This is a genomic window from Polaribacter marinivivus, assembly GCF_042651285.1.
In the GTDB taxonomy this organism is placed as follows: domain Bacteria; phylum Bacteroidota; class Bacteroidia; order Flavobacteriales; family Flavobacteriaceae; genus Polaribacter; species Polaribacter marinivivus.
The window spans coordinates 868,995-880,829 of the sequence record NZ_JBHSCY010000001.1; the positions used below are offsets into that span (position 1 = coordinate 868,995).

Consider the following 11,835-nt stretch of genomic DNA (forward strand, 5'->3'; position numbering starts at 1 on the left):
TTTAACTTTCCATAGACAATAAAACCATTCGTAACTCCATAAAAGTAAAAGATTTATCTACTTTTTCTTTCAATTCTGTAAGGTTTTTAAATTCTACTTCTTCTATTTGAGAAATGATTTTTTTATATTTTTTAAGCGGAATTAATTCTAAAATATCTACTTCACCTAGTGGAATAAATGTCATTAAATGACTCTGAATAGTATTTAATGTTAGCTTACGTTCCTTAGCAATTTCTTTGGGTGACAAACCTGCTTTAAACAATTCAAAAGTAATTTGTTTAGTATTTTTTTTATTTTCTTTTTTTTGTTCGTTGAATGAATTGATTCCGTTTTCTGAGCAATATTGCTCAATAACTTCTAGAATTTCTTCTCCGTATTTTTTTACACGAACTTTACCCATTCCATTTACTTTAAGTAATTCTGCTGCTGTTCTAGGCAAAGCATCACACATGTTGTATAAAGTTTCTTGTGTAAATATTTGAAAATGAGGTATCATTTCTGCTTTAGCAATATCATCTCTTAACTCACGAAGTTTTAATGCTAATAAAGGATCTCTTTTAGAAGATAATTTCTTCTTCTTTTTTGGTGCTGTTTTTTGTAAAACAGCATTTGCTCTTACTTGCAAAAAGTTTTTTACATAAAAACCTTTTGTCATTTTTTCTAGGGCAAATAATTTCTCTTCTAATTTTTCTTGAAGACTATCAAACTGTTTAGAAAAATCTTTTTTTACTCCTTTGTTATCAGATGAAAATGAAATGGCATCTAATGGTTTTTGAATATTATTTTTTGTTTGATTGATAAAATAATCTACTCCTTTTGTAAATCGTTCTTGAATTACTGAACTATTTTCTGGCAAGATATTGTCATCAGAAATTTTATTTAATTGATGTTTAAATCCATTAGAGACTTTCATTAAATTAACAACTCCATCATCTTTTATAGTTTGCAAATGATCAATAACATCTCCTTTTATACTGGTTTGATTTTTATAAAAAATATCAATCATTCTTGTTGTTGGGTATAAAAATGATTGAAAATCAAACAATTCTGAGATTAAATTCAGTTGAAATTGTTTTTCTGATTCTAACAACTCTTGCTCACTTGGATGATTTTCTTCTACACTTTCATTAAAAGAACTTACAGTTTGATCGTTAATAATTGCGTTGCTAGAAATTGGTGTTTTTAAAACCAAACCTTCTAAAGAAGTACATCTACTTAAAGCTACATATGTTTGACCATGAGCAAAAGAAGCCTCTGCATCTATAATGGCTTTATCAAAGGTTAATCCTTGGCTTTTATGAATGGTAATTGCCCAAGCCAATCGTAAAGGAATCTGTTTAAAAGAGCCAATAATGTCTTCTTTAATTTCTTTAGTTTCTTCGTTAATTGAATAATTTACATTATCCCAAAGTTCAAACTCTGTAACAATTTCCTCAGTTTCATTTGGGCATTTTACTGTTACGTTTTCTCTTGATAGATCTGTAATTACACCAATTTTTCCATTAAAATATCTTTTTTCAGGTGAAGAATCATTTTTTATAAACATCACTTGAGCTCCAATTTTTAGCTCTAGTGTTGCATCATTTGGATACGAGTTTTCGTTAAATTTTCCAGAAACTTCTGCCTCAAAAAAGTAACTGCTATTTTTGAGTTTATTAAGTTCAGCTTCGTTAATAGCATTCGCTCTTCTGTTGTGTGTAGTTAAGGTGATATAACCTTCTTCTTTGGTAGGAGAAAAATCTGGATTGTATCTTCTATTTAGTATTTTTTCTGAGGCTTGCGTTAAATTATCGTTTCTTATTTCATTTAAAATGGTAATAAAATCTTCATTTTTTTGACGGTAAATATGCTTTAATTCTATAGAAATTACATTGGCTTCTTTGTAAGCTTTACTACTAAAAAAATACATGGTTTCATAGTGGTTTCTTAGCAAACTCCATTCATTAGGTTTTACAACTGGTGCTAATTGCTGTAAATCTCCTATCATTAAAATTTGTGCACCACCAAAAACTTGATTTCTATTTTTATACCTACGTAAAACTTGATCTATACCATCTAACAGATCTGCACGAACCATAGAAATTTCATCAATAATAACTAAATCTAAAGATTTGATGATATCTATTTTTGTTTTCGAAAATTTTCTTTGCGCATTAGAAGTATTTGCAATTTGGTTGGGTAAAATAGGGCCAAAAGGCATTTGAAAAAAAGAGTGAATGGTAACTCCTTTTGCATTAATGGCAGCAACACCTGTAGGAGCTACAATAACCATTCTTTTTAAGGATTCATTTTTTATTTTATGTAAAAAAGTGGTTTTACCTGTACCTGCTTTTCCTGTGATAAAAAGGTTTCTATCGGTTTTATTGATAAAGTCAAAAGCAAGTTCTAGTTCAGGATTTTTAGGCATTTGAGCTTTTTTGTGCAATTTAAACAATATAAAAATTACATCTTTAGAATTCTTAAATTATGTACACAGATTTATAAATAATATGAAAAATAATTTTTTTAAGCTCTTAAAATTTTCTCCATTTTTCTTCCTTTTGCTAATTCATCAATTAACTTTTCCAATTGTCTACATTGTTTATATATGATAAATTCATCTTCTATTTCTTCAATTCTATAACCACAAACAACTCCTTTAATCAAGTTTGAATTAGGATGCATTTTTGCCTTCTCAAAAAATGTTCTAAAAGTTACTTTTTCATCAATAAGTTTTTGTAAAATTTTATGGTTATAACCAGTAAGCCACTCAATAACTGTATCTAGTTCTTCTTTAGTTCTTCCATTTTTTACTATTCTATTTAGATAATGAGGATAAATAGACCCAAAAATCATATTAGCAACTTGTTCGTTTTTTTTAGCGGTAACTTTCATACAAATTAAGTGTTAATGTAGCAATTTACTAAAAATCTATAAACGAAAAAATCCCAAGCAAAAGCTTAGGATTTTAAAATTTATAACAAACTTAGACGAGCTTAGTTTGATGTTTTTATTTGGCAAGATGCTTGCCTACATTTCTAAAGCCTTTTCAGGATTATTATCCATTAACAACTCAACTGGGTTTTCTAAAGCTTCTTTAACAGCTACTAAGAAACCAACAGATTCACGACCATCAATAATTCTATGATCGTAAGATAATGCCACATACATAATAGGAGCAATTGTTACAGCACCATCAACAGCAATAGGTCTGTTTACAATGTTATGCATGCCTAAAATTCCACTTTGTGGAGGATTTATAATAGGCGTAGATAACATAGAACCAAATACACCACCATTAGTAATGGTAAATGTACCTCCTGTCATTTCATCAATGGTAATTTGTCCATCTCTAGCTCTTAGTGCCAAACGTTTTACTTCAGATTCTACTCCTCTAAAAGATAAGTTTTCCGCATTTCTTATTACAGGGACCATTAATCCTTTAGGACCAGAAACTGCAATTGAAATATCTTGGAAATCGTGTTTTATTTGGTAATCTCCATCAATCATAGAGTTTACATCTGGATACATTTTTAAAGCTCTAACTACTGCTAAAGTAAAGAAAGACATAAATCCTAAACCAACTCCGTGTTTTGCTTTAAATTCTTCTTTGTATTGAGAACGTAAATCAAAAATAGGTTGCATATTAACTTCGTTAAACGTTGTTAACATTGCAGTATCATTTTTAACAGATACTAAACGTTCAGAAACTTTTCTACGTAACATAGACATTTTCTTACGTTCTGTTCCTCTAGAACCATTAGCTGGTTGAGTTCCCATAGAAGGCACAGCTTTTACAGCATCTTCTTTAGTAATTCTGCCATCTTTACCTGTTCCCTTTACAGATGAAGCCTCAATACCTTTTTCTGCTAATACTTTTTTAGCAGCAGGAGAAGCTGTTCCTGTAGCATAAGTTTCAGCTTTAGGCGCTTCTTTAGTTTCTGCTTTTTTCTCTTCTTTAGGAGCCTCTTCTTTTTTGTCAGATGAACCACCTTCTGGTTTTGATGCACTAGTATCTATTAAGCAAACTACTTCACCTACAGCAACAGCATCACCTTCTTCTGCTTTTAAAGTGATGATTCCACTTTCTTCTGCAGGTAACTCTAAAGTAGCTTTGTCAGAATCTACTTCTGCAATAGGTTGGTCTTTTTCTACATAATCTCCATCTTCAACTAACCAAGTTGCAATTTCTACTTCTGTAATTGATTCTCCTGGAGAAGGAACTTTCATTTCTAAAACACTCATGGTTTCTTATTTATTATTTTCTGAAATTTTATTTTTAATTATTAAATACACTATCGATTACAGCTCTATGTCGCTTTTTAAATCGTGTGCTAGAACCTGCTGCTGGAACAGCATAATAATTACGAGAACGTACAGTTAGGTTTTTCAACTCAAAACGCTGAAGCATGTAACTCCAAGCTCCCATATTTCTAGGTTCTTCTTGTGCCCAAATATATTCTTCTACATTTGGATATCTATCGATAATTTTTTGAATTTTTTCTTTATGTAGAGGAAATAACTGCTCTATTCTAACTAAAGCAATATCTTCTCTTTCTAATTGTTCTCTTTCTTCTAATAAATCGTAATAGAATTTACCCATACAAAATACCAGTTTTTTGATACCATCTGGATTTAAAGTATCATCAATAACTTCTTGGAATTCTCCAGAGGCTAATTCTTCTATAGAATTTACTGCTTTTGGATGACGTAATAAGCTTTTAGGTGTAAATACAATTAAAGGTTTTCTATAATCACGTTTCATTTGACGACGTAATAAATGATAGAAATTTGCAGGAGTTGTACAGTTAGCTACTGTCATATTATCTTCTGCACATAATTGTAAATATCTTTCTATTCTTGCTGATGAGTGTTCAGAACCTTGGCCTTCATAACCATGAGGTAATAATACAACAATACCATTTTGTACTTTCCATTTATCTTCTGCAGCAGAAATATATTGATCAAACATAATTTGTGCACCATTAGAAAAATCTCCAAATTGTGCTTCCCAAATGGTTAATGTATTAGGGTTACCCATAGCATAACCATAATCAAAACCTAACACACCATATTCAGACAATAACGAATTATAAATCGTCATTTGTCCTTTATTGTTTGGATTGGTATTTAATAAATTGATTCTTTCTTCGGTTTTTTCATCACGTAAAATGGCATGTCTGTGAGAAAAAGTACCTCTCTCTACATCTTGTCCAGAAATACGAACATTGTAGCCTTCTTCCATTAAAGAACCATAAGCTAAATTTTCAGCCATTCCCCAATCTAATTGATTGGTTTCAAAGACCATTTTTTCTCTTCCTTTTAAAATACGTTCTGCTTTTCGAACAAAGTTTACTCCTTCAGGAACTGTAGAAACAACTTTTGCAATGTCTTTTAATTTGTCTACTGAATAAGTCGTATCTAGAGCCTTTAACATGGCTTCTTGGTGTTGACGTTCAAAGCCTTCCCAAGTAGATTTCATAAACTCTTTTACTTTTGAGTTTTTATCTTCTTTAGATTTATCAAACTCTGTTTCTAACATCCCTTTATATTCAGCAGTAATTTCATCTACATAAGATGAACTAATAGATTTTTCTTCTATTAATTTAGAAGCATAAAGGTTTTTTGGATCTTTATGTTTTGAGATTGCTTTATATAAAGTAGGTTGTGTAAAACGAGGCTCATCACCTTCATTATGCCCATATTTACGATATCCTAATAAATCAATAAATATGTCTGTTTTAAATCGCATTCTAAACTCTAATGCCATTTGCATAGCATGACATACAGCTTCTGTATCATCTGCATTTACATGTAAAACAGGAGATAATGTAACTTTACCAACATCTGTACAATAGGTACTTGAACGACCATCTAAATAGTTTGTTGTAAAACCAATTTGATTATTTACTACAATATGAATGGTTCCACCAGTTTTGTAGCCATTTAATTTAGCCATTTGTACCACTTCATAAGCAATACCTTGACCAGCAATAGCTGCATCTCCATGAATTACTATTGGTAAAATTTTACTTGAGTCTCCATCATATTTTCTGTCAATTTTAGCTCTAGTAATACCTTCTGCAACAGCTGCAACAGTTTCTAAGTGAGATGGGTTTGGCACTAAATTCATTTTAATTTCATGACCATCTCTATAGGTTTTACTTAATGTTAAACCTAAGTGATATTTTACATCACCATCTATATCTTCATCTTCAAAATCTTTACCTTCAAATTCACTAAATAATTCTCTAACAGGTTTTTTAAATATGTTTACTAATGTGTTTAAACGACCTCTGTGAGCCATTCCTAAAACACATTCTTTAACATCAAATTTTTCAGCAGCCTGTCTAAGCATCACACTCATTCCAGGAATTAAAGTTTCACCACCTTCTAAAGAAAAACGTTTTTGGCCTACATATTTAGTTTGTAAAAAACTTTCAAAAGTAACAGCCTGGTTTAATTTAGTAAGAATGTATTTTTTATCCTCAACATCATAATTAGGGTGATTGTCGTTTTGATTTAAACGATTTTGCCACCATTTTAATTTTTCAGGATTACGCATGTACATGTATTCAACTCCAATAGAATCACAGTATATACGTTTTAGATTATCAATTATATTAGAAAGTGTAGTTTTACCTAAGCCTAAAATTTCTCCTGCAGAAAACTCTAAGTCTAAATCGTTTTCGGTTAAACCGAAATTTTCGATATCTAGAGTAGGTTTATATTGTCTTCTTTCTCTTACAGGGTTAGTTTTAGTAAATAAGTGGCCTCTAGTTCTATATCCATTAATTAGATCTATAACTAAAAACTCTTTTTTTACCTCTTGAGGTATTTCAAAGTTTTCTTCTTCTTTTATAGAATAGCTTTCATTTGCTAAATCATAACCTTGAAAAAAACTTCTCCAACTAGGTTCTATAGCATCTGGATTTATTAAATATTTGTCATATAAATCGGCTATAAAGCCAGTATGTGCTGCGTTTAAGAACGAATATTTGTCCATATAATAGTTTGTGCTTTTTTTTGTAAGCAAATTGTAGATACAAAAATACAATTTTTAAGAATAGTAGATATTTATTTTTAAATATTAATACTTAAAGATTTATTAAAAAATTTAAAAAAAGTGTTTGGCAGTTTTTTAAAAAGATATATATTTGCACTCGCTATTCACAAAATGTGATGCAAACTCCTCCTTAGCTCAGTTGGTTAGAGCATCTGACTGTTAATCAGAGGGTCCTTGGTTCGAGCCCAAGAGGGGGAGCAAAATTAAGCTACGGCTTACGTTCTTTAAAAATAAGACTGCGAAAGTAGCTCAGGGGTAGAGCATCACCTTGCCAAGGTGAGGGTCGCGGGTTCAAATCCCGTCTTTCGCTCTACAACATTAAAATACCAATGCTGAAGTGGTGGAATTGGTAGACACGCTGGACTTAAAATCCAGTGAGCAGTAATGCTCGTATGGGTTCAAGTCCCATCTTCAGTACAAAATCCGTAACGCAAATGTTACGGATTTTTTGTTTTTTAAATACTAACAGTTTAAGAATTAAATAAACTAAACTTATATTTAAAAGAATATCTTATAATTGTTAAACTTTTGACAGACATTTTAAGGTAATTACTTTACTTTCTATAAAGTATTTATGATTGTAAATATTATGTATGGGTCCAAGAGGAGATTGTTATTTTAGAGGCAGATTGGGTTATTGGTGAGTTTATGAAAACTCTAGAGCAAGAAGGTATAATGGAAAATACGTTAATTGTTTTTTCAAGTGATAATGGCCCAGTTTTAAACGATGGTTATTATGATGATGCTGTTGAAAAGATTGGAAATCATGACCCAAAAGGAGGTTTACGTGGAGGTAAGTATAGTATTTTTGAAGCTGGTACAAGAGTTCCTTTTATAACCTATTGGAAAGGTAAAATAAAACCTTAAACGTCTAATGCTATCGTTTGTCAGATAGATTTATTAGCCTCAATTGCTGAAATTGTAGGTGCAAAAGTAACAAATACAGACAGTAAAAATTTAGCAGATGTTTTACTAGGAAAATCAAAAGAAGGAAGAAAAAACTTAATTATTGAGGCTACAGGAAAAACAGCACTTAGAAGTGGAGATTGGTTATACATACCTGCTTATATAGGTAAAAATTATAGAGAAGCAGTGGGTATTGAAGTTGGTAACTTTCCTTATGAGCAATTGTACAACGTAGTAGAGGATAAAGGACAACAAAACAATTTAGCTAAAACTAATCCAAAAAAACTGTTAGAAATGAAAGAAATATTTATCAAACTAAGAGGAGAAGATTACCAAATAAGAGTAAAAGAGGTGATTTTTGAATAATAATATTTTATAACAAAACAATTAACTAAATAATATGCAAATCTTAACATTCATTGGCTTCACAGCATTAGTAGCTATCATATCATACTTAGCAACAAGAAAAACTTCAGAAAGCACCTCTGATGGATATTTTTTAGGAGGTAGAAGCTTAACAGCTGGTGTCATTGCTGGTTCGTTATTATTAACCAATTTGTCTACAGAGCAAATTGTAGGTCTTAATGGTTCTTCCTATTCAAGTGGATTATCTGTTATGGTTTGGGAAACGTTAGCAGCTATAGCCATGATTGTAACTGCTGTTTATTTACTGCCAAAATATTTAAAAGGTGGTCTTACTACAATTCCTGGTTTTCTAGAAAAGAGATTTGATGTATCTACAAAAACACTAACCTCTGTTTTATTTCTAACAGGTTATGTAGTTGTACTTTTACCTATAATACTTTATTCAGGGTCTTTAGCTGTAAGTGGTATGTTTGATATTCCTGAACTATTAGGAGTTTCACAAACTCAGTCTATTTGGATTTGTGTCTGGGGCATAGGAATAATTGGCTCTATCTATGCTGTTTTTGGAGGCTTAAAAGCAGTTGCAGTTTCAGATTCTATTAATGCAATAGGTTTACTAATAGGTGGATTGTTAATTCCTATTTTTGGACTGCTATTAATTGGTGATGGGAACTTATTTAATGGATTAGATATTTTGGTTTCTGAAAATCCTGAGAAATTTAAATCTATGGGAGGTGCAACAGATCCTGTTCCCTTTTATACCATTTTTACAGGTATGATGCTAGTACAGCTTTTTTATTGGGGAACCAATCAACAAATTATACAAAGAGCTTTAGGAGCTAAAGATTTAAAGGAAGGACAGAAAGGATTATTGTTAGCTTCTTTTATTAAAATATTGGGTCCAATTATTGTGGTTTTACCTGGGTTAATCGCTTTTCATTTATTTGAAGGAAATTTAGAAACTGCAGATAGTGCTTATCCTTTGCTTGTAAAAAAAGTACTCCCTAAAGAATGGCTAGGTTTTTTTGCTGCTGTGTTATTTGGTGCTATCTTAAGTTCATTTAATAGTGTTTTAAATAGTTCTGTTACCTTATTTGGTATTGATGTATATAAACAACACATCAATAAAACTGCTGATGAAAAAACTGTTGTAAAGTATGGTAAAATATTTGGAATTATTCTGGCTTTAGCAGCCATGTGTATTGCCCCCTTAATTGCAAATGCAGGAAGCCTTTTTGATTATTTACAAGAAATAAATGGTATATATAGTATCCCGATTTTAACAATAATTGTTGTAGGGTTTACAACTAAAAAAGTACCAGCCATTGCAGCTAAAATTGGGTTAATTTCTGGATGTTTGTTGTATATAATTAGTCAGTTTATCTTACAGCCATATTTTGTAAATTCAGCATTAGAAAATGCTACATCAGAAGGTATTAAAAGTGCAGTAGATTTAGCCTTAATAAAAGCGCAAGCTTATCCACATTTCTTAGACATTATGGCTATTTTATTTGTTTTGAATATTCTAATAATGTTAGTTATTGGTAAGCTCAAACCTCGCAAAAAACCTTACATTCAAGAATATACAAAACAGGTAGATATTACACCTTGGAAATATGTGAAACAAGTTGGACTTTTAATCACTATTATTGTGATTGCTGTATATGCTTATTTTGCTTAAAAATTAAGAAACTATTGTAAAATTAATATAACTCTTTTAACCTATAAATAATTTTATTTTAATGTCTAAAAAAAGTTTGTCAATTAAATAAGAGTTTTTCGAATCTTACTACTAATAAATTATAGATATAAAATTCAGCTCTGTTTTAAAGTTTGGGTTCAAGTCCCATCTTCAGTACAAAAAAGCTCAACTAGTAATAGTTGAGCTTTTTTATTTATTAAAATTTTTATAAATATTGTTGTACAAGACCTATTAAAGTATTTGCATCTTGATATCCTGTTTGTCTCCACTTCATTTCTCCATTTTTATAAATCATAAAAGTAGGATTCCCTTTTACTCTTAAGGCATCAGCAAGAGTTTCGTTTTTTTTGATATCAATTTTAATGACTTTTGCTCTATCTCCTAAAGCAGCTGCAACATCTCTTAAAGTATCAACACTGTTTTCAACCTCATCCCAATCTGCATAAAAATCAATTAAAACAGGCTTATCAACACTAATTAATTCTCCAAATTTTGTCATATTTTATATTTTTTTTGGAAACAAAATAACACGTATAAATATATGTGTAAATACAAATATAACAAATCTAATTAAATAACCTGATAATCAGGCTTTTTTCAATTCTATAACAGTAATTTCTGGCCAAATACCAACTCTTCCTGGAAATGCATGATAACCAAAACCTCTATTTACATTGATGTATCTTCCAAACTCTTGATACAAACCAGCCCATTGTTTATAAACAAATTGAGAAGGACTAAATCTAAAAAAACCAGGAATCTCTATACCCATCTGTAAACCATGTGTATGACCACTTAAAGTTAAATGATAATTAAAATCATCTTTTTTTATCATGACTTCCCAATGACTAGGATCATGACTCATTAGAATCTTAAAATCTTCTTTATTAACATTTAAAGAAGCTTTTTTAATATCACCTGCTTTATTAAATCCTTTACCCCAATTTTCAACCCCAATTAAAGCAACTTTTTGTCCATTTTTTTCTAGATATCTACTTTCATTTAAAAGTAATTCAAAGCCAATTTTTTTATGAATTCCTTTAATTTTTTCAAAGTTTTTTATTTTGTCTTCTGGATTTTTCCAGTCCATATAATCGCCATAATCATGATTACCTAAAATAGAATATTTACCTTCTTTAGCTTCTAATTTAGAAAAAACATCAATCCAATCATCCATTTCATCAGCAGTATTGTTAACAATATCTCCTGTAAATAGCATTAAATCTGATTTTTGTTCATTTATCAGATCAACTCCATATTGTATTTTTTCTTTGTTAGTAAAACTACCTGAATGAATATCACTTATCTGTGTAATTGTATAACCGTCAAATGCTTCTGGTAAATCATCAAAAGTTAATTGATATTTTAAAACTTTATAGTTGTATTTACCTTGTATTATCCCATAAATAAAAGACACAAAAGGTATAGCAGCAATACCTAAAGCAATTTGAGAAATAAACTTTCTTCTACCTGGTATAGTTTGCGTTTCTGAATTAGAAATCGAGGAGATTAGTTTAACTGTAAATCGATAAATATCTTCACCAAAAAGAATAATTAAAATTAATAATTTTGGTATTAAAAACGTTAAAACTAACCCCATAGACATTTGAAATTGAGGTGTTTGTCCGTTTTTTCTGTCATATGAAAGTACAGTAATAAAAAAGTTTATATAAACAAGAATACTTGCTGCTAAAAAACCAAATCTTATGAGCTTATTTTTACTAATTGTTTTAAAAGCTTGAAAAGAATATATTTCAAGTATAACAGCTAAAAAAACTAAAATTATTAGTGAAAAAATAAAGCGAGACATAAATAA

Annotated in this window: 10 protein-coding genes and 3 tRNA genes; 6 read left to right on the forward strand and 7 right to left on the reverse strand. The window is 30.1% G+C overall.

Features of this window, described 5'->3' with window-relative positions; genetic code table 11:
- Nucleotide 1: 1 nt before the first annotated feature.
- From ACFOWD_RS04085 to ACFOWD_RS04100, 4 genes are all read right to left on the reverse strand, one after another.
- Nucleotides 2-2,407, reverse strand: coding sequence for a helix-turn-helix domain-containing protein (locus ACFOWD_RS04085; RefSeq protein WP_377408345.1), 2,406 nt, complete (start codon nucleotides 2,405-2,407; stop codon nucleotides 2-4).
- A gap of 98 nt (nucleotides 2,408-2,505) precedes the next feature.
- Nucleotides 2,506-2,874 carry a DUF2200 family protein gene (locus ACFOWD_RS04090; RefSeq protein ID WP_377408347.1) on the reverse strand — a complete coding sequence of 123 codons (369 nt, stop codon included), beginning with the start codon at nucleotides 2,872-2,874 and terminating at the stop codon, nucleotides 2,506-2,508.
- A 135-nt stretch (nucleotides 2,875-3,009) separates the two neighbouring features.
- Nucleotides 3,010-4,224 carry a 2-oxoglutarate dehydrogenase complex dihydrolipoyllysine-residue succinyltransferase gene (gene odhB, locus ACFOWD_RS04095; protein ID WP_377408349.1) on the reverse strand — a complete coding sequence of 405 codons (1,215 nt, stop codon included), beginning with the start codon at nucleotides 4,222-4,224 and terminating at the stop codon, nucleotides 3,010-3,012.
- A 34-nt stretch (nucleotides 4,225-4,258) separates the two neighbouring features.
- Nucleotides 4,259-6,985, reverse strand: coding sequence for a 2-oxoglutarate dehydrogenase E1 component (locus tag ACFOWD_RS04100; protein WP_377408351.1), 2,727 nt, complete (start codon nucleotides 6,983-6,985; stop codon nucleotides 4,259-4,261).
- 184 nt (nucleotides 6,986-7,169) lie between these two features.
- On the opposite strand from ACFOWD_RS04100, the gene ACFOWD_RS04105 reads away from it, so the two are divergent.
- The 4 genes from ACFOWD_RS04105 to ACFOWD_RS04120 all read left to right on the forward strand — a co-directional run bounded on the left by ACFOWD_RS04105 (nucleotide 7,170) and on the right by ACFOWD_RS04120 (nucleotide 7,912).
- Nucleotides 7,170-7,243, forward strand: a tRNA-Asn gene (locus ACFOWD_RS04105).
- Between the two features lie 40 nt (nucleotides 7,244-7,283).
- Nucleotides 7,284-7,355 (forward strand) — tRNA-Gly (locus ACFOWD_RS04110).
- Between the two features lie 21 nt (nucleotides 7,356-7,376).
- A tRNA-Leu gene (locus ACFOWD_RS04115) sits at nucleotides 7,377-7,462 on the forward strand.
- A 231-nt stretch (nucleotides 7,463-7,693) separates the two neighbouring features.
- Entirely contained in the window at nucleotides 7,694-7,912 is a 219-nt protein-coding gene (locus ACFOWD_RS04120) for a sulfatase-like hydrolase/transferase (protein WP_377408353.1), read from the forward strand.
- A 20-nt stretch (nucleotides 7,913-7,932) separates the two neighbouring features.
- On the opposite strand, the gene ACFOWD_RS04125 is transcribed toward ACFOWD_RS04120, so the two are convergent.
- Nucleotides 7,933-8,103 carry a hypothetical protein gene (locus ACFOWD_RS04125; RefSeq protein WP_377408355.1) on the reverse strand — a complete coding sequence of 57 codons (171 nt, stop codon included), beginning with the start codon at nucleotides 8,101-8,103 and terminating at the stop codon, nucleotides 7,933-7,935.
- Nucleotides 8,104-8,137: 34 nt separating this feature from the next.
- Here ACFOWD_RS04125 and ACFOWD_RS04130 point away from each other — a divergent pair, with 34 nt between their 5' ends.
- Entirely contained in the window at nucleotides 8,138-8,317 is a 180-nt protein-coding gene (locus ACFOWD_RS04130; RefSeq protein ID WP_377408357.1) for a hypothetical protein, read from the forward strand.
- Between the two features lie 34 nt (nucleotides 8,318-8,351).
- Nucleotides 8,352-9,998, forward strand: coding sequence for a solute:sodium symporter family transporter (locus ACFOWD_RS04135; RefSeq protein WP_377408358.1), 1,647 nt, complete (start codon nucleotides 8,352-8,354; stop codon nucleotides 9,996-9,998).
- Between the two features lie 226 nt (nucleotides 9,999-10,224).
- Here ACFOWD_RS04135 and ACFOWD_RS04140 read toward each other — a convergent pair whose 3' ends face one another.
- Together ACFOWD_RS04140 and ACFOWD_RS04145 are read right to left on the reverse strand one after the other, a co-directional pair.
- On the reverse strand, nucleotides 10,225-10,518 hold the full coding sequence (locus ACFOWD_RS04140) for a thioredoxin family protein (RefSeq protein ID WP_298990886.1): 294 nt from the start codon (nucleotides 10,516-10,518) through the stop codon (nucleotides 10,225-10,227).
- Between the two features lie 87 nt (nucleotides 10,519-10,605).
- Nucleotides 10,606-11,829 (reverse strand): metallophosphoesterase, encoded by a 1,224-nt coding sequence (locus tag ACFOWD_RS04145; protein ID WP_377408361.1) that lies wholly within the window; start codon nucleotides 11,827-11,829, stop codon nucleotides 10,606-10,608.
- Between the last annotated feature and the right edge of the window lie 6 nt (nucleotides 11,830-11,835).

Coding starts and splice junctions, on each gene's coding strand:
- ACFOWD_RS04085 (WP_377408345.1), bottom strand. CDS start 2,407: ATGCCTAAAAATCCTGAACTAGAACTTGCTTTTGACTTTATCAATAAA.
- ACFOWD_RS04090 (WP_377408347.1), bottom strand. CDS start 2,874: ATGAAAGTTACCGCTAAAAAAAACGAACAAGTTGCTAATATGATTTTT.
- odhB (WP_377408349.1), bottom strand. CDS start 4,224: ATGAGTGTTTTAGAAATGAAAGTTCCTTCTCCAGGAGAATCAATTACA.
- ACFOWD_RS04100 (WP_377408351.1), bottom strand. CDS start 6,985: ATGGACAAATATTCGTTCTTAAACGCAGCACATACTGGCTTTATAGCC.
- ACFOWD_RS04120 (WP_377408353.1), top strand. CDS start 7,694: ATGAAAACTCTAGAGCAAGAAGGTATAATGGAAAATACGTTAATTGTT.
- ACFOWD_RS04125 (WP_377408355.1), bottom strand. CDS start 8,103: ATGTATAACCAATCTCCACTTCTAAGTGCTGTTTTTCCTGTAGCCTCA.
- ACFOWD_RS04135 (WP_377408358.1), top strand. CDS start 8,352: ATGCAAATCTTAACATTCATTGGCTTCACAGCATTAGTAGCTATCATA.
- ACFOWD_RS04140 (WP_298990886.1), bottom strand. CDS start 10,518: ATGACAAAATTTGGAGAATTAATTAGTGTTGATAAGCCTGTTTTAATT.
- ACFOWD_RS04145 (WP_377408361.1), bottom strand. CDS start 11,829: ATGTCTCGCTTTATTTTTTCACTAATAATTTTAGTTTTTTTAGCTGTT.